At 65.0% G+C, this 22543-nt stretch carries 31 protein-coding genes and 3 tRNA genes; 11 read left to right on the top strand and 23 right to left on the bottom strand.

The window, feature by feature from the left end; genetic code table 11:
- Positions 1-33: 33 nt before the first annotated feature.
- Positions 34-306 carry a ribbon-helix-helix domain-containing protein gene (locus tag NO362_RS11720; RefSeq protein WP_256545395.1) on the top strand — a complete coding sequence of 91 codons (273 nt, stop codon included), beginning with the start codon at positions 34-36 and terminating at the stop codon, positions 304-306.
- A 10-nt stretch (positions 307-316) separates the two neighbouring features.
- On the top strand, positions 317-616 hold the full coding sequence (locus NO362_RS11715) for a type II toxin-antitoxin system RelE family toxin (protein WP_256545394.1): 300 nt from the start codon (positions 317-319) through the stop codon (positions 614-616).
- A 37-nt stretch (positions 617-653) separates the two neighbouring features.
- On the opposite strand, the gene NO362_RS11710 is transcribed toward NO362_RS11715, so the two are convergent.
- Entirely contained in the window at positions 654-830 is a 177-nt protein-coding gene (locus tag NO362_RS11710) for a hypothetical protein (RefSeq protein ID WP_256545393.1), read from the bottom strand.
- Between the two features lie 117 nt (positions 831-947).
- Here NO362_RS11710 and NO362_RS14705 point away from each other — a divergent pair, with 117 nt between their 5' ends.
- Positions 948-1184 carry a DUF8106 domain-containing protein gene (locus tag NO362_RS14705; protein WP_500683709.1) on the top strand — a complete coding sequence of 79 codons (237 nt, stop codon included), beginning with the start codon at positions 948-950 and terminating at the stop codon, positions 1182-1184.
- Between the two features lie 216 nt (positions 1185-1400).
- Here NO362_RS14705 and NO362_RS11705 read toward each other — a convergent pair whose 3' ends face one another.
- The 16 genes from NO362_RS11705 to NO362_RS11630 form a co-directional block, all read right to left on the bottom strand.
- The gene (locus NO362_RS11705) at positions 1401-1628 is read right to left on the bottom strand and encodes a hypothetical protein (protein WP_256545392.1); all 228 of its coding nucleotides are present in this window, start codon (positions 1626-1628) and stop codon (positions 1401-1403) included.
- The gene (locus NO362_RS11700) at positions 1625-1888 is read right to left on the bottom strand and encodes a hypothetical protein (RefSeq protein WP_256545391.1); all 264 of its coding nucleotides are present in this window, start codon (positions 1886-1888) and stop codon (positions 1625-1627) included. The genes NO362_RS11705 and NO362_RS11700 overlap by 4 nt, the downstream gene beginning before the upstream one ends.
- Positions 1885-2211: a hypothetical protein gene (locus NO362_RS11695; RefSeq protein ID WP_256545390.1), complete on the bottom strand. Its 327-nt coding sequence runs from the start codon at positions 2209-2211 to the stop codon at positions 1885-1887. The genes NO362_RS11700 and NO362_RS11695 overlap by 4 nt, the downstream gene beginning before the upstream one ends.
- Positions 2208-2954, bottom strand: coding sequence for a DUF6884 domain-containing protein (locus tag NO362_RS11690; RefSeq protein ID WP_256545389.1), 747 nt, complete (start codon positions 2952-2954; stop codon positions 2208-2210). The genes NO362_RS11695 and NO362_RS11690 overlap by 4 nt, the downstream gene beginning before the upstream one ends.
- Positions 2951-3394 (bottom strand): hypothetical protein, encoded by a 444-nt coding sequence (locus tag NO362_RS11685; RefSeq protein WP_256545388.1) that lies wholly within the window; start codon positions 3392-3394, stop codon positions 2951-2953. Before NO362_RS11685 ends, NO362_RS11690 begins: the two co-directional genes overlap by 4 nt.
- Entirely contained in the window at positions 3387-5030 is a 1644-nt protein-coding gene (locus NO362_RS11680; RefSeq protein ID WP_256545387.1) for a DNA cytosine methyltransferase, read from the bottom strand. Before NO362_RS11680 ends, NO362_RS11685 begins: the two co-directional genes overlap by 8 nt.
- Positions 5027-5329: a hypothetical protein gene (locus tag NO362_RS11675; protein ID WP_256545386.1), complete on the bottom strand. Its 303-nt coding sequence runs from the start codon at positions 5327-5329 to the stop codon at positions 5027-5029. Before NO362_RS11675 ends, NO362_RS11680 begins: the two co-directional genes overlap by 4 nt.
- A complete protein-coding gene (locus NO362_RS11670; protein WP_256545385.1) occupies positions 5326-5694 on the bottom strand; it encodes a hypothetical protein in 369 nt (122 codons plus the stop codon). The genes NO362_RS11675 and NO362_RS11670 overlap by 4 nt, the downstream gene beginning before the upstream one ends.
- Positions 5691-6740: a hypothetical protein gene (locus NO362_RS11665; protein ID WP_256545384.1), complete on the bottom strand. Its 1050-nt coding sequence runs from the start codon at positions 6738-6740 to the stop codon at positions 5691-5693. Before NO362_RS11665 ends, NO362_RS11670 begins: the two co-directional genes overlap by 4 nt.
- Entirely contained in the window at positions 6737-7246 is a 510-nt protein-coding gene (locus NO362_RS11660; protein ID WP_256545383.1) for a hypothetical protein, read from the bottom strand. Before NO362_RS11660 ends, NO362_RS11665 begins: the two co-directional genes overlap by 4 nt.
- 250 nt (positions 7247-7496) lie before the next feature.
- Positions 7497-7895, bottom strand: a complete 399-nt coding sequence (locus NO362_RS11655; protein ID WP_256545382.1) for a hypothetical protein — start codon at positions 7893-7895, stop codon at positions 7497-7499.
- Positions 7896-7961: 66 nt separating this feature from the next.
- Positions 7962-8032, bottom strand: a tRNA-Pro gene (locus tag NO362_RS11650).
- Positions 8033-8152: 120 nt separating this feature from the next.
- Entirely contained in the window at positions 8153-9037 is an 885-nt protein-coding gene (locus NO362_RS11645; protein WP_256545381.1) for an RNA-guided pseudouridylation complex pseudouridine synthase subunit Cbf5, read from the bottom strand.
- Between the two features lie 15 nt (positions 9038-9052).
- Positions 9053-9631 (bottom strand): (d)CMP kinase, encoded by a 579-nt coding sequence (gene cmk / locus NO362_RS11640; protein WP_256545380.1) that lies wholly within the window; start codon positions 9629-9631, stop codon positions 9053-9055.
- Positions 9632-9709: 78 nt separating this feature from the next.
- Positions 9710-10633: a DUF106 domain-containing protein gene (locus NO362_RS11635; protein WP_256545379.1), complete on the bottom strand. Its 924-nt coding sequence runs from the start codon at positions 10631-10633 to the stop codon at positions 9710-9712.
- A 143-nt stretch (positions 10634-10776) separates the two neighbouring features.
- A complete protein-coding gene (locus NO362_RS11630; RefSeq protein WP_256289627.1) occupies positions 10777-11415 on the bottom strand; it encodes an adenylate kinase in 639 nt (212 codons plus the stop codon).
- Between the two features lie 138 nt (positions 11416-11553).
- Here NO362_RS11630 and NO362_RS11625 point away from each other — a divergent pair, with 138 nt between their 5' ends.
- The 3 genes from NO362_RS11625 to NO362_RS11615 all read left to right on the top strand — a co-directional run bounded on the left by NO362_RS11625 (position 11554) and on the right by NO362_RS11615 (position 15024).
- Complete coding sequence (locus tag NO362_RS11625) at positions 11554-11952, top strand: DUF7975 family protein (protein WP_256289626.1); 399 nt, start codon at positions 11554-11556, stop codon at positions 11950-11952.
- A gap of 189 nt (positions 11953-12141) precedes the next feature.
- Entirely contained in the window at positions 12142-12660 is a 519-nt protein-coding gene (locus tag NO362_RS11620; protein ID WP_256545378.1) for a universal stress protein, read from the top strand.
- A gap of 108 nt (positions 12661-12768) precedes the next feature.
- Complete coding sequence (locus NO362_RS11615) at positions 12769-15024, top strand: amino acid permease (protein ID WP_256545377.1); 2256 nt, start codon at positions 12769-12771, stop codon at positions 15022-15024.
- 187 nt (positions 15025-15211) lie between these two features.
- Here the strand turns inward: NO362_RS11615 and NO362_RS11610 are convergent, their stop codons facing one another.
- From NO362_RS11610 to NO362_RS11590, 5 genes are all read right to left on the bottom strand, one after another.
- A complete protein-coding gene (locus tag NO362_RS11610) occupies positions 15212-15532 on the bottom strand; it encodes a DUF5785 family protein (protein ID WP_256545376.1) in 321 nt (106 codons plus the stop codon).
- A gap of 123 nt (positions 15533-15655) precedes the next feature.
- A tRNA-Ser gene (locus NO362_RS11605) sits at positions 15656-15738 on the bottom strand.
- Positions 15739-15826: 88 nt separating this feature from the next.
- Positions 15827-16594, bottom strand: coding sequence for a TIGR04282 family arsenosugar biosynthesis glycosyltransferase (locus NO362_RS11600; RefSeq protein WP_256545375.1), 768 nt, complete (start codon positions 16592-16594; stop codon positions 15827-15829).
- 128 nt (positions 16595-16722) lie between these two features.
- Positions 16723-17358, bottom strand: a complete 636-nt coding sequence (locus tag NO362_RS11595; RefSeq protein WP_439331153.1) for a uracil-DNA glycosylase — start codon at positions 17356-17358, stop codon at positions 16723-16725.
- A gap of 80 nt (positions 17359-17438) precedes the next feature.
- Positions 17439-18485: an Mrp/NBP35 family ATP-binding protein gene (locus NO362_RS11590; RefSeq protein WP_256545374.1), complete on the bottom strand. Its 1047-nt coding sequence runs from the start codon at positions 18483-18485 to the stop codon at positions 17439-17441.
- 149 nt (positions 18486-18634) lie between these two features.
- Between NO362_RS11590 and moaA the strand changes: the two genes are divergently transcribed.
- Together moaA and NO362_RS11580 are read left to right on the top strand one after the other, a co-directional pair.
- Positions 18635-19606, top strand: a complete 972-nt coding sequence (moaA, locus tag NO362_RS11585; protein WP_256545373.1) for a GTP 3',8-cyclase MoaA — start codon at positions 18635-18637, stop codon at positions 19604-19606.
- 149 nt (positions 19607-19755) lie between these two features.
- A complete protein-coding gene (locus NO362_RS11580; RefSeq protein WP_256545372.1) occupies positions 19756-20484 on the top strand; it encodes a type 1 glutamine amidotransferase in 729 nt (242 codons plus the stop codon).
- 161 nt (positions 20485-20645) lie between these two features.
- Here the strand turns inward: NO362_RS11580 and NO362_RS11575 are convergent, their stop codons facing one another.
- Positions 20646-21008 (bottom strand): thioredoxin family protein, encoded by a 363-nt coding sequence (locus NO362_RS11575; RefSeq protein WP_256545371.1) that lies wholly within the window; start codon positions 21006-21008, stop codon positions 20646-20648.
- A 365-nt stretch (positions 21009-21373) separates the two neighbouring features.
- Here NO362_RS11575 and NO362_RS11570 point away from each other — a divergent pair.
- The 3 genes from NO362_RS11570 to NO362_RS11560 all read left to right on the top strand — a co-directional run bounded on the left by NO362_RS11570 (position 21374) and on the right by NO362_RS11560 (position 22540).
- A tRNA-Ser gene (locus tag NO362_RS11570) sits at positions 21374-21458 on the top strand.
- A 23-nt stretch (positions 21459-21481) separates the two neighbouring features.
- Entirely contained in the window at positions 21482-22009 is a 528-nt protein-coding gene (locus NO362_RS11565) for a 30S ribosomal protein S13 (RefSeq protein ID WP_256545370.1), read from the top strand.
- Positions 22010-22012: 3 nt separating this feature from the next.
- Positions 22013-22540: a 30S ribosomal protein S4 gene (locus tag NO362_RS11560; RefSeq protein ID WP_256545369.1), complete on the top strand. Its 528-nt coding sequence runs from the start codon at positions 22013-22015 to the stop codon at positions 22538-22540.
- Positions 22541-22543 lie beyond the last annotated feature (3 nt).

Below are 22543 nucleotides of genomic sequence, written 5' to 3'. Positions count from 1 at the left end.
AGTTCTTTGAGTACCACGCGCGTACCACGGCGTATGAGCACGGACGCAGGAGACAACGGCGACGGGGATATGGTGAAGTTGAACGTGAAGGTCCCGAAGCGTCTTCTGGAGGAGATCGACGAACTGGCAGAGGAACTGGAGTACACCAACCGCTCGGAGTTCATTCGTGAGGTGCTGCGCGACACCACGGAGCCGATTCTGACGCCCGGCGCGCAGGAGGGTGTCTCGGAGGGCTACGCGGACGTTGCAGCGGGGCGGACGATGTCCACGGACGAGGCCCGCGAACGCCTCGGTATCGACAACTGAGGGCCGAACGGTGGCTCACGAGGTCGTTCTGACGGAGACGTTGGTCGAAACGCTGGAACAGTTCGAGACGGTGGACGCCGAGCGGATCATCAACAAGCTGGAGGACATCGGCGACTTCCCGGGCCACTTTCTTGACCGGTTGAAGAACCATCCCGGCTACAAGCTCCGCGTCGGCGACTTCCGCGTGCTGATCGATTGGGACAAGGACAACGAGGTGGTCTACGCCATCGACGCCTTCGAGCGGAAGAAGGAGTATCGTGAACTCGGCAAGTACCGAGAAGTATGGGGGTCGTGGCGAGACGATGAGTGAACCGCCTCGGGGTCAAGCCCCGAGGCACTCGCCTTGTTTATCTGTAGATCGCGTCAGAGACGCGGAGCTGTCCGTGCTCGCACTCGTCGCATTTGATCCGATAGTCTCTCCGAAGCCGTCGGCGGATGCGCTCGCAGGTTCCCTCGGCGATCTGGTCTCGCGTCGCTCCGAGTTTGCACTCGTCGACGACTTCGGCCTCTACCTCGTCGATCACTTCGAGGATGTCCTGTGAGACGTCGTCTTTGGAACTATCGTGCCCATCGTCACCGTCAGTAACGAGTCGGCGCTCGGGCTGACGTACGACACCGTTATCCCCGTCTGGGGAGTATATATGGAAGTGACGCCCTCTACTTCCACTACTGAGCGACAGCCGGCCGACAAGGCGACGCTCTATTGCCCTGCGTGCGGTCACGAGAGCCACATCAATGGAGACTGGATTGTCCACGTCTTCGCCAATTCGCTCACCTACGAGTGTCCGGATTGTGAAGCGGTGATCGATTCCCGCCGGGATCAAGAAGAGTTGGCTGCAGGGAGTGGTGGATCGCTTCAGTCCACGGCCCAGAACTGACTCAGACGTCGGTAGCTTCAGTATTACCCTAATTTGGCGGTGTCGGGTCACATCGCTCTGAATCTGAGTAACTACTCCCGTAGGTCTCGAATTCTCTTTTTCAGACATCGACGTCACCCCACGGTTTGCACTGCGCGTCGAGCGGATGGATCGAGCCGCAGTCGGTGCAGTAGATGATCTTCTTCTCCCGCGGTCGTCGCGATCGTGTCGCGCTCATCAATCTTCCCTCCAGTAATCGACCACGTGTGATGCGTTCAGCTCGTCGTGCTCCCAGCGTCGCGTCCGGCCTGATTCCGCGAGAATCGTCGTCGACTTCTCGCACGTACAGCAGTACGCCGAGATCACGCGCCGCTCGTCGACGTCGCGATCGAACGGCGTCACATCGTCCGCTTCGCGCAGATCGACGTTCTCTGCCGCGCCGATCACGCGCTCAGATCGGCTCATCGTTCACCTCGCTCGGAGAGCCCGAAGTCGGCCGGGCCGTGGACTGTTTCGAGGTGCGTCGCGAGCGGGTCGTTCTGTGCTTCCCGCCAGTGCCGGTCGAACTGCGCTCCGCACGCCGGGCACTGCAGCAGTTTCAGCCGCTCGCACTCGTCGCCGCCGCAGTCGATCAGCGAGCCCGTCAGCGAGTGGTCTGCGACGTCGTCGGTCCACTCGGGCTCGTCGCGATCGACGCCGCCGCCGTAGTCTGCCAGCGTCGTCATCCCTCGTACACCCCCGATTGATGCGCGGCCATTCTCCCGGCCACGTACTCATCGACGGCTTCGGCGATCGGTGCGTCCGTGTTGGCGACTGCGTCGAAAATCGCGTCGTGGACGTCGCTGTCGCCCAGGAAGTCGTCGTGGGCGAGTTCTTTCTCCAGTTCGGACGCGAGCCAGCGCAGTTCGGCGAGTCGGCAGTACGTCTCGTCGGAGAGCAACTGCTCGTAGTCGCTGTAGGTGAACTCGTCGTCGTCGTTCCGTGCTCGGTCTTTCTCGTGAGCGTAGGGCTGCAGCCCTGCGTTCGGGAGTCGGTGTTTGAACGTCATCGTGAGACCTCCTCGCCGCCGTCAGCGGCGATCAACTGCTGCTGTTCAGTCGCGATATACTGATCCGGGACGTCCTCGAAGTGATCGAGGCCCGCCTGCTCGGTGCTCTCTGGGAACGGTGGGCGGTCGAGATGCCAGTGCGGCCGCTCTCGGTCGTAGCCACCGCCGACCGATGCGAGCGTATCAGTCTCTGCCGGCCCGGCGATCTCCTCAGCGCGCTCTTTTAGCCACGCCATCTGTTCGCCGATCCCGTCGAAGTCGTGCTCACGGAACGGAAACTCTGGCACGCACGGGAGTCCCGGCCGTGATCGGCCGGCCCCGCCGCCGACGTTGCCGCGGAAGGCGTCGCGGGCTTCGAGCGGCTGGATGTATCGTTCGCCGGCGAGGACGACCAAGCGGCCGCACGGTGACTCTCGCGGGTCGTTATCGCTCTGGAACGGCCAGTTCAGCCAGTCCGTCAGTTGCGATCGCACCCGGTCGGCCCAGCGGTCGAGGGCGTCGCCGTCCAGGTCATCGACCGTTGTGTCGTACGGCTCGATTTCGAGTGTCGGCGGCACGATCCCGTGTTCTGCCGAGAGGATCGCCCACGCCGATGTCTGATGCTCGTCGGCCCACGTCGTCGCCGCTTCTGCGTAGCGGTTCTTCAGCACCGCGTAGTTCGACGTATAGAGTTCGCCGGCCGGTCGTGGCTCGTCGGCTTTCGCGGCTCCGCAGCCAACGAGGACGAACGTACCGCGGCTCACGCCGTCTCACCTCCGTCAGCCACTGCTCGATCGCGGAGGTCGTCCGCGCTGAAGTCGTCCATCGACAGGAACGGGTCAGCCTCGATCTTCTCGCGAACGGCTGTCGGAATCTCGTCGCGCTTCCACTCGCGCCAGGCCGTCTCGAACGCGACGAGCCGCTGCTCGATGCCCTCGATTCGGCCTTCCAGGTCTGCGCGGTACTCTTCGGCTTCCGCTTCGGACTGACAGATCCAGTAGCCGACCGAGCCCGATCGGATCGGAACGCCGCGCTCGAAGAGTAGCGCCGTGATCGCTTCGCGCGTCTTCGGTGATCCATCTCGATCCCCAACCTCAACGCATTCTGCGAGTTCGGCCGCCGTGATCGCGTCGTCACGGCCACGATCGGCCAGTTCCTGCTGCAGTTCGTCGAGGAGTTCGCCGTCGATCGCCGGCTCAGTCATCACCAGCCACCTCCTCGTAGGTAGGAATCTCGGCCTCTGGATCCTCCCCGAGCCCGCCTCCGTACGTTGCAAGACTCGGATCCGTCGCGGTCAGTACGTGCTTACAGAGTGACTTCGCGAGGTTCACCGGGACAGCGTTGCCGATCTGGGATGTCCGGTCTGTCTTCGTCCCCACGATCTCGTAGTCCGCCGGGAATCCCTGGGCTCGCTTCAGTTCCCGCGGCTGCAGCATTCGGTAGCGGACGTCGAGTCCCCACGGCCACAGCTCTGGGACTACGAGCGCGAATCGGTCGCGGCTCGTGACGGTCCCGAGTGGCTGTGAGACTGCCTTCGCCGGTCCTTCGTAGTCGTCGACGAATGGTTGGACGACCGGCGTCACGAGTTTCGCTCGCGGGTCCGCCGTGATCGTGTGCGCCGGCCGGTCGTCCGGCCGGTAGAGGCCATTGCTGTGAAGTCCGCGATTGCGCCCGTTCTTCGGCATCAGTAGCGTCTCGGTCGTCGCAATCGCGTGGCCGCCCCGCGTTGCGATCGTCGGCACCGCCGTGTCCTGGACGTCGATCGGGTGCGCGCCATCCTGCTGCCGCAGCAGGTGCGTCGACGCCGTTCCGAGCGCGAAGTGATTACCGTTCGCGTGGACGGTGTGGAGTGGCGTCGTGACGTCCTGTGACGGGCTGTTTTTCTTGTGCTTCAGGATCCACGGCGCGACTGTCGCTCGCGACGCGGCCGGCACCAGGAACGGCTCGTCGACAGCGTCAGCGACCGCTGCCGCGTGCCGCTGCGGGACAATACGCTCTTCGCGCAGCCGACGAATCTCGTCGCGTCCCAGTGTTTCGAGAACGTTCGCGAACGGGCCGATCGCGTCGCCACAGTGCCGCCGGAGCCCTTCCGCGATCCGGCGCATCGTCGAGTTCTTCGGCGGCGTCATTCGGCCGTCGTCGAGGTCGCGCGTCCAGATCGATCCGCCGAGGTCCGACCAGTCGATGATCTCCGCGGCCGTTCGGTGGTTTGGGAGTTCGTCGTCGACCTCGCTGTGGGTTGGCCCGGGGAAGGTGACGCTGCCCGCCTGCCGGCCGATGATGAAGAAGCGTTCGCGCGTCGTTGGGTCGCCGTAGTCGGCGGCGACGAGCTGTGTCCAGTCGACCGCGTAGCCGAGTTGGTTTAGCGCGTTCACCCACGCATCGAAGATCGAGCCGTCGCGGACTGGCTGCCCATCGTCATCGACCGGCCCCCAGTCCTGAATCTCCGGGACGTTCTCGATCACGAACGCGTCGACGTCCAGCTTCTCCAGCCAGTCCAGGATATGCCACGGCGACATCCGCTTTTGCTCACTGACGGGCTTCCCGCCGCGAGCGCGGCTGAAGTGCGTGCACTCTGGGCCGCCGACGAGCAGGTCGACGTCCGGCGTGTCTTGCCCCGTCAGTCGGCGCACCACTTCCGGCGGGTGGAGCTGCTCGACCTTCGAGTGGTACTGGTGGGCGTCGGGATGGTTCGCCTCGTGGGTCTCGATCGCCGGTTCCCAGTGGTTGATCGCCGCCTCGTAGAGGTCGTAGCCGAGGTCCTCGCACGCCTGGCTGAGGCCCTCGCTGAAGCCGCCAGCACCGGCGAAGAGGTCGACAGCAACTATCTCTCGCGTCATCGTGCGCCACCTCCGAACGCCGCGAGCCCCGACTGGATCGGCTCGTCGCTCTCGTCGTCTTCGGTGCCGTCCGAGCGGAACTTGATCAGCGCGTCGCACTCCCACTCCGTGCAGCTCCCGAACGACGGCGAGAACTTCTCGGGGTCCGGCGTCGCGATCGTGCAGAGGAACTCGTCGCCGCAGGCCGGGCACTCGACTTCGACCTGCTCGTTGAACAGCATCTCGATCACGCCCTCGCAGCGCTCCTCGCGTCGCCGCCGCGTCTTCACGCCGTTGTCTGTCGCCAGTTCCGCGCTCATCGCGCGTCACCTCCGAACGCGTCCAGGCCCTGCTGAGGCGTCTCGATCGCTTCGACGCCACGCATTCGCTCGAAGACGACCGTCTCGCTTTTCGGGAGGAATTCGTCGGTAGAGACGTCGTCGTGGCGTTGCTCGAAGCGCCACGCTTTCTCTGAGTAGTTTTCGATCCGACCGACTGCCAGGTGGTCGGCGGATTCGACAGTCGCGATGTCCTTCTCAGAGAGGAGCCACTCTGGAATCCAGACGATGTTGTTCCAAGACTGCTCGGAGACGAGTGTCGCGACGCGCTGTTTCTCGACCTCCGAGAGCTTATTGACAGCGTCGATTGCCTCATAGCTACCGACCGGGATCCTGGCTTTACTCATCGTGCGTCACCTCCGGCGTCGACGCCTGCGAGACGCGTTTTGATGAACCCGACTGTCTCCGGTGCTCGCTCTCTCGCGCAGTCTTCACAGAGATTCCCGTGGCCGGCCAGCAGGTACGCTGACTCGGTCGTACACCCGTCGGCGTCGCACTCGGGCGCTTCCCCGCCGTCGGTCGCGAACCGCTCCAGCGACTCGTTCTCGGACGCTTTCTGGTTCGCGTCGAGCTCCTGCCAGCACTCCTCGCAGAAGAACGGTCTGTCCATCGGGTCGGTATCGAAGATCGTTCCGTACTTCCGACCCGCCTGGTCGAAGACCGGCGCGTGCCGTCCCGTCTGGGGTGCCAGTTCCACGCCACAGTGCGGACACGTGTCGACGCCCCGTGACGAGTCGAAGCCGTCCTCGGCGTCGTAGTCGCTCGGGAGCGGCTGGCCGCCGTCGGTCTCGACGTCCTTGTAGCGCGCTTTCGCTGCCGCGTAGTCGGCGTCGAGGAGGTCGTTCTCTTTGGCGTAGACGCGGTTGTAGTCCGAGCAGCGCTGACAGCAGACGAACTCGATGCCGTCGTCACAGATCACCCGGTACTCTGCCTGGTTGTCGCAGTCATAGTCACAGACTTCGTCGGTGTCGTCGGCGAGCCGTTTGGCCGCCATCGCTTCCGGCGCTCCAGCTTCGATCCACTCGCGGTACTCGTCGCTTTTCCCTTCCAGCCAGCCGCCGTCGGACTCGATCCCCTCGCCGCGGTCGACGTCGTCCCCGACGTTCTCCAAGTGTGGGTCGATGTCGATCCGGGGATAGTCCGTCTGTCCCGGTTCCCCGTCGACGTTGCTTCGCTCGGGGTATAGCATCCACCACGATCCATCTGGGTCGTAGTCGACCTCGGTATCCATCTCGACTGTCTCGCCGGCGCTCGACCGTTCGTGCGTCCACTCCGTGACGTGAACCCTCAGTCGGAGCTTTTCGCCACCCGGGAAATCCAGCACCAGATCACCGTCCTCAGTCCCCAGCGTCGCCGCTTTGAGCGCCGCCGCGACCGTCGTCACCGAATTCATCGCTCTTCACCCCCGTCCGTCACCGGTTCTGCCGAATCCAGTCGTGCGAACTCCTCGTCGACGTCTTCGGCATCCGGCCCGGTCTCGCGATCTCCCGTGTCGCGGCCGCCGTCGGACGCCACCCGGTCTGGGATGATGATCGCGACGTGGTCTCGTCCCGTGTGGACACCCAGGTAGCCGCGCTGTCGCAGCGGCTCGATGACCGTCCGGATCGTGTCTTCTTTCGGCGTCTTCGTCGCCTCCGCGATCGCCGACTTCGCCGAAGCCAGCCCGATCCGGCTGTCTCTCCCGTAGCGCTTGCAGAGTGCGCGGTACCCGTCTCGAAGGTCCGTCGGGAGGTCCGTCCCCGTTCCCGTCGTTGCGTCTGTGTCGGTGTCGGCGGCGTAGGTTGCCCGGATCGCGTGCCGGACCGCCTCCGCCATCGACCCGTGTTCGTCTTCGGCCGCTTCGAGCGCTTCCAGCAGACTGTCGTCTTCGATCGAGGCTTTCGCGACGCGTCCGCTCATCGTGCCACCTCCGTCTCGCCGCCCTTCGCGTGCGTGGGCGTGCCCGCCCCCATCGCGCGCCGACTCCGATGGGCGCGCAGACATGCCGTGCGCATACAGGAAGCGCTCCGTCCGGCAGGGAGGGGGGTGTCGTACGGTTTTGCTGATTTGGGCTCTGATGGCTCAGAAGCCACGGTTTCGTTAGAATCGGTGTCGTACGACGGCGTTTGATTCCGTACGGAACAGTTGAAACACTTGAACCGTGGTGTCCTCATCGGCGAACACCTCCGTCGGCCATCGCGTCTTCGACGTGGGCGTCGGCCGCCGCGACCTCGACGTCGTCGCGATCGAAGACCTCGATCGTGGTTCCGTCGTCAGCTTTGTCGTTGAGAACGAGTGCTTTGCGGATCGTGCAGAGATGGGCGCACGGCTCGTCGGCGTCGCGGTACTTCCGTGCCGGGCACTGCTCGCCCGTCTCACGAACCTTGCACTCGCCGCTGAGTGCGCCGTGATCGCGGTGCAGTGAGACTTCGTGAACGTCGTCGCTGTCTGGGAGTGTGACGAGCCACGTGTCCCACGAGAGCCGCTCGATCAGTGCGGCTTCAGGATCGGCGCGTTTCCAGCTGGCCGAGCCACTGTCGCGTTTTGCTGCGAAGTCGAGCGGCGTCACGCTGACGCACCCCCGAGACTAACGGCTAATTCAACTGTTACCCGAACTTCTTGGAGAAATCGGCCATGGGACCGCTGAGAGTCGAACTCAGGTCCTACCGACCCCATCGGCAGAGGATACCACTACCCCACGGTCCCAGGGTGCATTCGTTCAGAGACTGCTGTCACCGTTAAGTCCTTCGTTTCCTCGCGCCGGAAGACAGTCGCTCACACGTGACGGTCGCGCGCTATCGAAGACCCGACAGCTGCTCCGAGTGCTTAAACGAGTACCCGTTCGAGCGAGACGACCTCGCCCATATCTGCGTCGGGATCGCCGACGAGTCGTCCGAGACACACCGCTGCGTCGTCGGGGGTGAAGCACGCCACGAGCGTCCCGTCGTCGGAAGCCGCTGTGGCGTCGTCGACGTCGACGATTCCGGGGGCATAGACCGGTGCGCCCTCGGCAATCTGTTCGGCGGCCGAGAACGCGACGGTGAGTCGTGGGAGGTGCGTCAGTGCTCGTTCGGCCGGGCTGACGACGTCGCGGAGCGGTTCCTCGTCGCCCTCCTCGGCAAAGACGAGCGCGTCCGTCAGGTCGGCCGTCGAAACGAGACCTCTGTCGTCGAAGGGATCGGTTCCGGTCCGCCGGAGATGACCCATATGTGCGCCGGTCCCCGCCGCCAGCCCGAGGTCGTGACAGAGCTTTCGAATGTACGTCCCGCTCTCACAACGGATGCGGGTCAGGGCTTGCCTGTCTTTCACTTCGAGCAGTTCGAGGTCGTAGATCTCCCGAGAGCGGAGGCGACGCGCGACGGCGCTCTTGCGCGGGGGCTTCTGATAGATCTCGCCCTCGAACTCCGCGAGTACGGCGTCGAGGTCCGCGGGTGCCGGACCGTGGAGTTCCAAGACTGCGACGTACTCTTTGGCGCCTTCGAGAAACACCTGTGCCAGCCGCGTCGCGTCGCCGAGCAGGATGGGGAGACAGCCCGTCACCTTTGGGTCGAGCGTTCCGGCGTGTGCGGCGCGGTCGACGCCCGTCAGGTCGCGGGCCCACGCGGACACCTGATGCGCCGACGGGCCGGGTGGCTTGTCGAGATTTACGACGCCAAACGACAGCAGTTCGTCGACGGAGCGTTCGTCAGGGGGTCCGCGGAGTGATGTCATTGTCGAAGGGTCGGATTAGAAGTCGTAGCTGACGCCCTCGACGGGGTACTTTCCTTCGTCTGCAGTTGGATCGTACGCCTCGACTGCCGCCGTCAGGATGTCGGGGACGTCCTCCTCGCTCCAGCGGGCCGTGTTCAGCGCGACGTCGTAGATGGAGAGATCGGAGATGTCGATGCTGTAGTACTCCCGGTACCGGAGCGCCTCGCTTTCCTCGCGTTCGCGGGTCTCTGCGAGTGCAGTCTCTGCGGACTTGTCTTCGCGTTCGGCGATCCGTGCGGCTCGGACTTCGATCGGCGCGTCGAGCCACAGCCGGAGGTCGGCGGCGTCGCCCGCGAGCCAGCCGGCGAGCCGCGATTCCAGCAGGACGTCGTCGCGTTCGAGTGCGACGGTTCGCAGCCGACGGTCGAGGTCGCGGTCGATCTGATCGTCGTCTTCGGCGAGCCGATTGAACTCCACGGCGGTCATCCCGCGCTCGGCTGCGAGTTCGCGGAAGATATCGCCGCCGCTCACGTGCTCGAGGTCGAACGCCTCCGCGAGAGCCGTGACGGTAGTACTCTTGCCGGCCCCCGGGGGGCCAGAGACGGTCAACAACATACTCTTGCTGGGGGAAGGCGGGTAAAAGAGGTTGTCTTTACGGCCGACGCCGTGTGAGGGCAGACGTGTCGTGTCCGCTCAGGAGGTCGTCGGCGAGATGTCGATGTTCAGGCTCTTGCGGATGATCTGCGTGAAGCCCATCGAGCAGAGGAAGTACCAGACAATCCACGCCTGGATCGGACCGATCACGGATTCGGTCCACGCGACCTGTCCGCGGAGCGGGAGCACCAGCGGGTCGAGTGGAACGTGTGCGGTCGCGTTCTGGCCGACGCCGATCGCCCAGTACATCCAGAGGAACACCGGGATCGTGAGGAACATAATCCACACCATCGGCCGGAACTGCTCTTTGAACATCCCGAGCTGATCGCCCATCGCGTCCATCTGCTCTTCCTGGATCGCGTCGAGGGCGGCGTCGTCGCCGGCTTCCTTCGCTTCCTTCCGGCGTTCCTGGATGTCTTTCATCCGCTCTTGGTAGGCGGACATCTTGTCCATATCCATCAGGTTCGCCTGCAGCAGCGTCGAGTACAGCCCCGTCGCCAGCGCGAGGATCATCACGACGGCGTAGAAGGGAAGCATCTCTCCGAGCGGTCCGAGCGCGACGTCCATCGTCGTGCCGATGACGTCCCGGAGGGGCTTCCAGGAGTAGCCGACGAAGAGCCCGAGCGTGACGACGGCCGCGCCCTTGTCGTAGGTCGACCACGACGACTCGTCGTCGGAGTCCGACGTCGACGCGCTACTGGCGGACCCGCTGGTGGTCGTGCTCGAAGCGGGTTCCAGACCCTCCCGGGTAGCTTCGGCGTCGGCCAGTCGGAACCCCTCCTCGCCTTCGACGAGGATCTCTTTCTCGATGAGGCGGCCCCACTGGCCGGACGTGAGGTCGCCCTTCACGTCGAGCCACCGGACCTCGCCGTCGTCGGCCTGATCGAGGACCGTCTCGACGGCCTCGCGCATCCCGTCGTCCTTGGAGACGAGGGTGCGAACCTTCGATTCGATTCGTGGCATCTACCCGCAGATAACCCCCCATCGGTTATGAAGCTTTTACTCTCTGCGTGTCAGCACGCGTCACTCGGCAGGTCAGCCCACGCCTCGTAGATCGCCAAGAAATAACTGGAACCGTCGCGGCGGCCGCTCACTTCTGGCGGTCGTTACTCGTCGACGACGTCGACGATCGACTCGAAGACCTCGTCCGGCGTGCCCTCGCCGTCCACCTCGACGAGGACGCCCTCGTCACGGTAGTGCTCGACGACGGGGGCCGTGTTCTCCTCGTAGACGCGGAGGCGCTCGCGGACCGTCTCCTCGGTGTCGTCGTCGCGCTGTTCGAGTTCGGCGCCGCACTCGTCGCAGACGCCCGATTCCTCCGGCGGTTCGAACTCGACGTGGTAGCTCGCGCCACACTCCGGGCAGACGCGGCGGCCGGTCAGCCGGTCGACCAGTTCCTCGGTATCGACCGAGAGGTAGACGACGGCGTCGAGGTCGGTCATCTCCGAGAGGACCTCGGCCTGTTCGAGGTTCCGCGGGTAGCCGTCGAGGACGTAGCCGTCGGCGCTCGTGAGCGCTTCCTCGACGATGGCGTTGACGACCTCGTCGGGGACGAGTTCGCCGGCGTCCATATACTCGCCCGGCGTGTCGTACTCCGTGTCCATATCGCTGATGTCCATCTGCTTGTTGGAACGGAGCGCGTCGCCGGTCGTCACGTGTTCGAGGTCGAACTCGGCGGCGAGACGTTTCGACTGTGTTCCCTTTCCGGCGCCCGGCGGGCCCAGAAGCAGGATGTGCTTGCCCATATCGCACCAGTCTGCGTCCGCCCGTATAACGTTGAAGAAACGCGTCTGTCGACCGTGTACAATATTGTGTCGTGTGTTAATATACATCACGTCTCTCGGTTCGAGCAACCTTTTCAGGACCGCCCGAGAGGAGCCCGTATGAGCAGATTCGACGCCGACGACCCGACGGAGCGACGTAAACTGTTCGCCGACGCCATCGCGGCCCACCGCGAGCGGGCGAGCGCCTTCCTGACCCTCGAAGCCGACCACGACGCCGACGTCGACGGGGAGGACTCCCCGGCTCCGTGGGTCCAGTTCGCCGAGAGCACGTTCAACCTCGACGTCGACGACGCGGAGTTAGAGCGGCTGAACGACTTGGTCGACGACTTCCCCGAGTTCCGAGTCGAGCAGTTGGAGTCCCCAGAAGAAGCCGAGGGGACGAACGTTCGCATCACTGCGCGCTCGGACGCCAATCGGCTGGCGGCGTTCGCCGATCAGGTGTTCGTGGACGTGTACGACCGTGCTGAGGATTACCGCGCGTGGGTGACTGCGATTTGAACAGTTGTGCGACCCGAAGTGGGAACCACTATACCCGATGGCGCCATACGAATCCCGTATGATTGCACTCCGGAACGACACCTCCTCTCGGTCGGCGACGCGTCTCGTTCAGCCATCAGTTCGCACCCCGCTGGCCGTCGACGGACGCAACGAACGCGGCGGACGACGAGCGGTCGACACACCCAGCCGATGAGTGAGGTCGATCCGCTGTTCGCCCGGCCCCTTGTCCCCGTCTCGAACGATGCCGACGCGGCGCGAACGGCCGCGGCGGTCTTTCCGTACCTCGCAGCCGTCGACGGGCGGGCTACGGTCGTTCACGTGATCGAGAAAGCCGGCGGTGCTCCGGATAAAGCTCCACTCGAACAGCGCGAGGAGTTGGCCGAGGAACTCTTCGCGGACGTTCGCGAGGCGGCGGCCGACGCCGGGGTCGACGTCGAGACCGAACTCCTCTACGGCACCGACGTCGCGGAGACGATCCTCGACGCCGCACGTGAGACCGACGCGACCGCGATCGTCTTCGCCCACCGCGGCGGGCGAGCGTGGTGGAACCTCTTCAGCGGCGACGTCCGTGAGACGCTCACCACCGAAAGCGACGTCCCGGTTGTCGTCTTCCCGGAAGGCGTCGAGGACGCGGAGACGCCCGGCGATGACGACGACGCAGAGACGTCCGACGAATCGTCCGATCCCGACGGGGGTGACGCAGCGTGAGCCACTCGTACTCCTCTCGTCTCACGGTTCCCTCACACGGAGGTGATGCAGCGTGAGCCACTCGTACTCCTCTCGTCTCACTATCCCATCACACGGAGGTGATGGTGCGTGAGCCAAGAGGAGGAACTCGCCAAAGACCTCGGCCCCCTCGCCGCGCTGACGATCGGCGTCGGGACGATGATCGGGGCCGGTATCTTCGTGCTGCCGGGCGACGCTATCCTGCGGGCAGGCTCGTTCGCCTCGGTCGCCTTCATTCTCGGCGGCGTGATCGCGATGTTCACGGCACTCTCCGCCAGCGAACTCGGCACAGCGATGCCCCGCTCTGGTGGCGCGTACTACTACGTCAACCACGCTCTCGGGCCGTTACTCGGGTCGGTCGCCGGCTGGGCGAACTGGCTCGGACTCGCCTTCGCCAGCGCGTTCTATATGGTCGGGTTCGGGCGCTACATCTCCCGGATCTTCGGCGTCAGCGGGACGATCGGGATCGGTCCGATCGGGCTCAACATCGTGACGATCGCCGCGCTCGTCGGCGGCGCGTTCTTCGTCTTTATCAACTACGTGGGCGCGAAAGAGACGGGGCGGTTACAGAACGTCATCGTCGTCCTCCTGGTCGCCATTCTCGCCGTGTTCACGTTACTGGGGACGTTCCGGGCCGATCCCGCAAATCTCCCCGCGCCCAGTACCGTCGGTGAGACGCTCGGCACGACGGGGTTCATCTTCGTGTCGTACCTCGGGTTCGTCCAGATCACGAGCGTCGCCGAGGAGATCAAAGATCCCGGGCGGAACCTCCCGCGGGCGGTCATCGGAAGCGTCGTGCTCGTCACGGTGGTCTACGCGCTGGTCCTCGTCGTGATGAGCGCCGCCGTCCCCCAGGGGTTCATCGCGGATCTCGTCACTGATCTCGCGCCGGGGGAGACACAGCCGATCGCCGTCGTCGAGGTCGGCCGACAGATCCAGGGCGCCCTGATGGGTGGGGCGCTCCTCTTCGGCGGCCTCCTCGCGACGGCCTCCAGCGCGAACGCCTCGATCCTCGCGTCCTCGCGGATCAACTTCGCGATGGGTCGCGACCGCATCGTCACGCCCGCGCTGAACGAGATCCACCCCCGCTTCGGGACGCCGTACCGATCGATCGGGATCACGGGCGGGCTCATCCTCGTGTTCATCCTCCTGGGCGACATCAATCTGCTCTCCGGGGCCGCGTCCGGACTGCACCTCATCATTTATGGGCTGTTGAACGTCGCGCTGGTCGCGATGCGCTACGTGGATCCCGAAGACTACCAGCCCGACTTCACGGTCCCGCTGTTCCCCATCTTGCCGATTCTGGGGACAGTGTTCTCCTTCGCGCTACTGGCGTACGTCGAATCCGACGCCAGATTGCTGTCCTTCGTCATCGCCGCCGCGGCCATCGTCTGGTACCTCGTGTACGCTCGCGGCAGGACCACGAAGCAGGGTATCCTCGGCGAGTACGTCCTCCAGCGCTCGGAGTCGATGCCGGATGCAGCCGTCTCGGCCGCCACGTCAGTCCAACCCGACGGCGGCAACTACCGCGTTCTGGTCCCGCTCGCGAACCCCGAGCACGAGACGGACCTCATCACCCTCGCGAGCGCGCTCGCGAAGCAGCGGGACGGCACGGTCGTCGCCGTCCACATCGAACAGGTGCCGGATCAGACCGCACTCGAATCCGCGCGAGAGAAGTGGGACTTCTCGGCGTCACACCAACTCCTCGATCAAGCACGCGAGGACGCAGAGACGTTCGACGTCCCTGTCGAGACCCACACCGTGCTCTCCCACCAGAGCTTCGAGGGAATCTTCGACGCCGCGAAGACCTACGACGCGGATCTGACCGTGATGGGCTGGGGTCCGGACTCCCACGGCGCGCCGGGTCGCGCCGAGAGCGCCATCGACGAACTCGCGTCGTCGCTCCCGTGTGACTTCCTCGTGATGAAGGATCGCGGCTTCGACCCCTCGGAGATCCTGCTCCCGACCGCTGGCGGCCCGGACTCGGAGCTCTCGGCGGGCATCGCGAACGCGCTACAGCAAGAGTACGGATCCGAGGTGTCGCTCCTCCACGTCGCGGACGACAAAGCCGAGGGCGAGGCCTTCCTCGAAGCGTGGGCCGACGAAAACAACCTCGCCGACGCGACGCTGATCGTCGAGACCGGCGACGTCGAGGAAGCGATCGAACGCCACGCCGCCAACGCGTCGATGCTCGTCGTCGGCGCGACGGAGCGCGGTCTCCTCTCGCGACTCGTCCGTGGCACGCTCGTCCTCGACGTCATCGAAGAGGTCGAGTGCTCGGTGCTGCTCGCCGAGCGTGCACGCGACCGGTCGCTGTGGCAGCGGCTCTTCGGCGACGGATCCTGATACTGTCGGACAGCCGTTCACGAATCATCTGGCACCCACGGGGTGCCGATACTTCTCACATATAGTAGCATTTGCAACTGATTGCGCATCCGATCACACGACGGCGTACGATCGGATGAGTGATGACTTGCAAATGCTACTATAGTTCTGTCCGGCAGTGTGAAAAACGATCGACAGCTGTCAGCGATCAGGCTTCGTTCGAGCCGACGAACGTCTCTGCGCCCTCGTAGAACCAGTAGCCGTTCTCGCGCATCGCGCGACCGACGGCCTTGTGGAACGAGACGAAGTCGTCGAACTCCGCTTGGTCGACGTGCTCGAAGATGTCAGCGACGGAGACGACGCGCTCGTAGTCGAGTCGAACGGGGTCGTCGCCGTACTCCGCGACGAACTCCTCGCGGGACAGCGGGAAGTCCTCGTCCTCGTCGACCTTCTTTGCGATCACCGCGTGGCCGTACTTGCGTCGTCCCTCAGATCCCTGCTCGCCGTCGGGGTCGTGTGGCCAGTCCATACCCGCGTGTTGGGAGGCCACGGCAAAGCCGTTACGCATCTGTCGGCGCGCGGGCGATGGCGACGAGGCCACGAGAGACGCACCGCTCGCGGTGGTCGGTGGTGTCGTGTGCGGGAGGATATGCGGTGGGACTGGGATTCGAACCCAGGAGGCATAACGCCACCTGCTTTCAAGGCAGGCGCAATAGGCCGCTCTGCCATCCCACCGCAGGTGGTCGTTTCTGACGGCGCGTCTAAGAGTTGTCGGTCGCGGCCGACGGCCCGCGGACGCGAGAGACCGAGGCGCGGGCGCGGCCTACTCCCGCACGAGCGTTAGGTCGCCGTCTGCCGCGTCGTCCGCGACAACCGAGAGTCCCGCGTCGACGACGAACTCCGCAGTGTGCTCGGGGACGACGCGCTCGGCCTGCCAGCGTGCGCGGATCGACGAGACCAGCGTGGCGAGATCCGACCCGGTCCGGACCGTCGGCTGCATCTGCATAAAGCCGACGCCGCGGTCGGCGTCGTTCGCGCTGGCGACGAGCGTCTCCAGTTCCGGCGCGGTGAACGCGCCCTCGAAGTCGATCGGGGCTTTGAACCCCGCGAAGTAGACGCGCCCGTCGGTCGACGGTCCGAGGACGACCTCGTTAGTGCGGAGCTTCATCGCCGCCGAATCCACCGTCGAGCGGAGTAAGAACGGCGCGTCACCGCGGACGACGGCGGCCGACTGGACGCCCTCCTCGCGGAGGAGGTGTGTGATCGTATTCCCCGCACGCGCGGAGAAATTCGAGCCGACCTGCACCTCGAAGCGCGCCTCCTCGGGGTCGTCGAGAACGTCCGTCGCGATCGCACGCAGCGCGTCCTCGGCCGACTCGTCGGGATCGACGGAGGCGTCCGGGAGGTCGTCGTCCGGACGGTAGTTCACGAGGAGTTCGCCTCCGGAGCGCTCGACAGCACGGAGCGTATCGCGGAGCATCGCCTCCGAGAGCTCTGCGGCCTCCGACTCCGAGAGTGGGCTCGTCTCTGCGAGCCTCGGTAGTGCGAGTCCCGGGCGCGGCGGATCGGCCAAGACGGCGACGACGGTCATACCTTCCTCTCGGCGGTCGGCGCTCTTCAACCCGACGTTCCCGCATCCGACTCGGCACGGCCGCTCACTCTGCGCTTGCGTCAGCGACTTAGCGTCCGCGGAAGGGGCTTATCGCCCGCCTCAGCAACTCAGCGGCCGCGACGGCCCTTCGTCTGCCGATAGTCCCGCGAGAAGACGTTGTCGAGGAGATGCTCGACGAACGCCTCGGTCTGGGCGTCGGTCTGGGCCTGGAGCGGGAGCATCGGAACGAGTTCGAAGCCGCGCCCGCGGATCGTTGTCGCGTGCGCGTCCTCGACGTCGACGTCGCCGGGACTGTTCGTCGTGTAGTCGGTCGCCAGCGCGTCGAGCGTCCGCTGGCCGATCGGGACGATGATCTCGGGGTTGATCATCCGGATTTCGGCGTTGAGGTACGGCTCACACGTCCGGACCTCCTCGTCGGTCGGCGGGCGCTCGGGGTGCCGACAGCGCGTGAGATACGTCACGAAGGCGTTCTGGAGATCCGGCTCGTCGGCGTCGGGGGCCGAGCGCGCGAAGCCCAGTTCGCCCAGAATCGACTGGAGGCGCTCGCCGGGGGCATCGCCCGTGAAGGGCACGCCGGTCCGATCGGCGCCGGCGTGCGGCCGTTCGGCGACGAAGAGGAACTCCCCGCCGACGTCGCCGTAGCCGTGCACGACGTTGGTCCGGGCGTCACAGAGGCCGGCGCAGTTCCGGCAGTCGGCGTCCATACTGAAAGGATTCTCGAGCGAGTCCTGTTCGGCGTCCACACCGGGTGTCGGTCCCCCGCAGTCAAAAGATGTCGCATCCGGGGAGGGAAAGAGCCACGAGTGAGCGCTTCGGCGCGGGCTTACTGCCGCGTCGCGGCGTCGCGCCGGCGAACCACGCCGACCATATCCGCCACGTTCTCGGTCATCAGCCGGAAGGCGTCGGCTGTCTCCCCGTCTTCTAAGACGACCGGGTCGCCGCCATCGCCGCCGGTTCGGACCGACGGGTCCAGTGGGAGCGCACCCAGGAAGGGCAGATCGTTCTCGGCGGCGAAGGCCTCGCCGCCGCCCGCGCCGAAGATGTCGTGACTCGATCCGCAGTCCGGACACCGGAACGACGACATGTTCTCGACGATCCCCAGGACGTTCGTGTCGTGTTTGCCGAACATCTCCAGTCCCTTGCGTGCGTCGTCGACCGCGACGTCTTGCGGCGTCGTGACGATCACCGCGCCCGTGAGCGGCAGCGTCTGGAGGACGGTCAGTTGCGTGTCGCCGGTGCCCGGCGGGAGGTCGAGCACCAGATAGTCAAGTTCGCCCCACTGGACGTCCTCGACGAGTTGGGTGAGGAGCTGATGCACCATCGGGCCGCGCCAGATGACGGGGTCGTCCTCGCCGACGAGGAAGGCCATCGACATCAGTTTCATCCCGTACTTCTCGGGTGGGACGATCGTCTGGTCGTCTGCGGCCTGCGGGGCCTCGTCGGCGGCGACCATCCGGGGCACGTTCGGGCCGTAGACGTCGGCGTCGAACAGGCCGACGCGCGCGCCGAGTTTCGAGAGCCCGGCCGCGAGATTGACCGCGACGGTCGACTTCCCGACGCCGCCCTTCCCCGAGGCGACCGCGATCACGTTCGTCACGTCGGGGAGTACGTCCTCTTCGGGATCGACTTCCGAGGGGACGCTCGCTGTGAGGTCCACGTCGTACTCGGTGTCCGAAAGTTCGTCCCGGACGTCGTTCGCGATCTGCGTCTCGGTCGGCGAGAAGGGCGCGCCGAGCGCGAGCGAGATTCGAACGGAGTTGGCGTCGTCGTCGACGTCGACGGCGTTGACGAGACCGAGCGAGACGATGTCGTCGCCGAGATCTGGATCCGAGACCGCGCGGAGGCGTTCGCGGACGGCTTCGACGTTCATACAGCGCAGTCGGGGGGAACGGCCGATAAGGGTTTTGACCAGGGAGGTAACGGATCTGGGTAATATCGGCCCAAAATGTAAATATAAATGATTACGTAGCGGTCCAGAGCGGCGGCGAATTTATCAGCATCCCCACGAAGACACTGACGATGCTCGAAGACGACTTCGGGCGCGAGGTGTCCGGCGTTCGCGTCTCCCTGACCGACCGATGCAACTTCGATTGCGTCTACTGTCACAACGAGGGGCTCGGCGACACTCGTGGCCCAATGGACCCACAGGACGACGAGATGAGCGCCGACGACGTCGTGCGTTTTCTGGAAGTCGTCTCGGAGTTCGGCGTCCGGAAGGTAAAGTTCACCGGCGGAGAGCCGATGCTCAGAGGGGACCTCGAAGAGATCATCGAACGCACGCCCGACTCGATGGAAGTCTCGTTGACGACGAACGGAACCTTCCTCCCGGGTCGTGCCGAGGACCTCCGGGACGCCGGCCTCGAACGGGTCAACGTCTCACAGGACGCGCTCGACCCCGAGGCGTTCGCCGAGATCACGCAGTCCGGCGCGTACGAGAGAGTCATCGAAGGTGTCGAAGCCGCGCTCGAAGCCGGACTCGACCCGGTGAAACTGAATATGGTCGTCTTCGAACACACGGCCGGCTACGTCGAAGGGATGGTCGACCACGTCGCGGAGAACCCCGGACTCCAACTCCAACTCATCGAGTATATGCCGGAGTTGACCGGCCACCCCGAGTGGAACATCGACATCCAGCGCGTCCACAATTGGCTCGCAGAGACGGCCGATCGGGTCGAGACCCGCGAGATGCACAATCGCCGGCGGTACTACGTCGGGGAGGGAATGGTCGAGATCGTCGATCCCGTCGAGAACCCGAACTTCTGTGCGAACTGTCACCGCGTACGCGTCACGCACGAAGGGTATCTGAAGGGCTGTCTGAACCGCAACGACGATCTGCGCTCGATGGGCGAGATGACACGCGAGGAGATCCGCGAGACCTTCCGCGAGACCGTCGCCAACCGCGTCCCCTACTACGGCGAGTACATGATCAAAGAAGACGGCGAGTGGGTCGTCAACGACGAGTACATCGACGCGCCGGTCTCCCACTCCTGACCTGTCGGACATACCTGCAGAAGAATCGTCCCAGTAGTAGTGACTGCTCAGTGCCGACGCATACCGACCGGCCCGGCTTTCGTGGCGGTTGTGCGCGTCGGTGAACATTCTAAACAATATTAATGGGTCGCCGCCACGTATCGGGAGATATGACCACGCCCGAGATCGCCCTCTTCGACGCATCCGTGGGCGACACTGCGGCCGAGCGGAACTTCCGGCGCGCGCTCGACGCAGACGTGACGGTCTTCAAAGTGAGCGAGAGCGAGTTCCCCGAGTGGCCCGGTGCCGACGGCTCGTGGCCCTACGACGCCGTCGTCGTGTCGGGGTCGCAGACGGCCGTCTACGACCGCGAATCGTGGATGGACACCCTCGTCGAACTGGTCCGTGACCTGCACGAACTCGGCGTCCCGATGCTCGGCGTCTGTTGGGGCCACCAGTTGCTCGCCGACGCGCTCGGCGGGTGCGTCGCCGAGATGGACGAGTACGAACTCGGCTATCGCCGCATCGAGCGCTACGACGACTCGCCGCTTTTCACGGGGCTGCCCGGCGAGTTTCTCGCCTTCGAGTCGCACTCCGACGAGGTGCTGCAGCTCCCCCCCGGCGCGATCGAACTCGCCGGCAACGAGCAGTCCTGCCAGGCGTTCTCGCTGGGACCGACGTTCGGCGTTCAGTTCCACCCCGAGTACGACCTCGAAACGGCGCGTGAGGTCGCAGAAAACAAGCGCGGTGACGTCTCCGACGCGACGGTCGAGGCGGTCCTCGCGGATATCACGCCCAATCGACACGCCGAGACGGAAGCCGTGACACAGCTCTTTGACAACTTCCTGGCTGTGGTCGAACGGGTGACCGGACAGCAAATCCCTGCCGTCGACGATTAGGTCGTCGACCGACTCGGGATGCCGCATTTCTCTCCGAATAGGAAGCAGCGACCGTCAGTTGGAGATACGACGGGTCAAAGAGCAGACAGCGTCAGCGACGAACGGGTCAGAGAACAGATAGCGGCAGCAATCGAGCAGCGGGTGATTCGCTCAGCGGTCGATTACACCGATTCTGGGTCTTCGAGGAACGCGTCGATAGCGTCGCCGCCCTGGAAGCCGCTGGCCAGCCTCCCGACGATTTCGCCGTCCTCGAAGAGGACGAGCGTCGGCGCGCTCTGGATCTGGAAGCGCTCGATGAGCACTGGATCGTCACGCGGGTTCACCACGCCGACGGCGAGGTCGTCGTGCGCGCGGGCGACGTTGCCGATCACGGGCTCGATGCTCGCACACAGCGCACAGCCCTCGGTGTAGAACTCGACGAGCACACGGTCGTGCTCGGCGACGAGGGCGTCGAGGTCGGCTTCGCCGTCGAGGCGTACGGGTCGTCCAGGTGTCGAATCGGCTGCGGGGGCGTCGGTGCTCACAGGTGTGAAATGGTCGTCCACGGATATATAATGCCGGCAGCCTGACCGACCCCGCGCACACCCGGTACGGAATCTCGTACCACACCGGCGTGACAGAGCGGGAGCCGCACTTGAGAACGACCTCGGCGTGTGGGTCCGTCGCCGGTGGCACCAGTCCCGACGCGCCGCTCGAAGCGGGCTGCGATCCGTGGCCGTCGGGCGGTCGCCGTCGGCCACTTTTCGACTGCGACGAGGCCGTGTGGAGCGGTCTCACTCCAGTGCCCTATCGTGATGTTTAAGTAGTGACCACGACTTGTTCCGACTGCGATACGCTGTAGGGAGGTCCGCTCCCGAGTCCGAGAGGGCGACAGTACCAGACCGAGTGTGTTGCGGTAGCCAAGCCTGGCCCAAGGCGCAGGGTTGCTAACTCTGTGGCGTAATGCCTCCGGGGTTCGAATCCCCGCCGCAACGCTCACCAGACTTTCCAAAAAGTCATGAGTGCAGAAGAACCACAGGACGACGCTCCCGAGGAGGAGGAAGACCTCCGATACTTCGTCCGGATCGGACAAACCGATCTCGACGGGACGAAGACGGTAGAGCGGAGTCTCACCGACATGAAAGGTATCGGCAAGCGCACGGCGCGCATCGTTGCCGAGGCCGCAGACGTAGACCGACACGCGACGTTCGGTCTGCTCGAGGACGACGAGATCGACGCAGTCGTCGACGCCGTCGAGAACTTCGACGAGCACATCCCCGAGTGGATGGCCAACCGCCGAAGCGACTTCTTCAGCGGGGAGACCACCCACGTCACCGGCTCGGACCTCGAAGAAAAGCGCCGCCACGACATCAACCGGATGAAGATGATCAACTCCTACAAGGGCGTCCGACACCAGCGCGGACAGAAGGTCCGCGGACAGCGGACGAAGTCCACTGGACGTACCGAGGGGACGATCGGCGTCAACGTCGAGGCGATCAAAGAGGAGGCGGCCGAGGAGGCCGCCGAAGGCGGCGAGGAAGAGTAAACGATGGCGACCGGAAACAACACCAAGCGTTACGAGACGCCGAATCACCCCTACCAGGGCGAGCGCATCGCTCAGGAGGGCGATCTTCTCGGACGCTACGGCCTGAAGAACAAAGAGGAGCTCTGGCGAGCCCAATCGGAGCTCCGTAACTACCGACGAGAGGCACGACGCCTCATCGGCGAGGCCCAGGGCGACCTGGAGGAAGCCGAGGCGGCCGGCGCGGAGTTCCTCACTCGGCTCCGCCGCTACGGTATCCTCTCGGAGGACGACGACATCAGTCGCGTCCTCGGACTCGACGTCACCGACATTCTCGAACGCCGACTCCAGACTGTCGCGTACCGCAAGGGCCTCGCGAGCACGCCCAAGCAGGCGCGTCAGTTCATCGTCCACGGCCACGTTGTCGTCGGCGACGCCCGCGTCTCCCGTCCCTCGAAGAAGGTCGAGGTCGCGGAAGAGGACGGCATCGAGTTCGACGAGACGAGTCCGCTCGCGGACGATCTACACCCCGAGCGCGCAGAGGGGCAGGAGTAATCC

The sequence above is a fragment of the Halobellus inordinatus genome (genome assembly GCF_024498335.1).
Taxonomy (GTDB): Archaea; Halobacteriota; Halobacteria; order Halobacteriales; family Haloferacaceae; genus Haloquadratum; species Haloquadratum inordinatus.
Note: the sequence above shows the minus strand (reverse complement) of the source record. Positions and strands in the feature narration are given on the sequence as shown.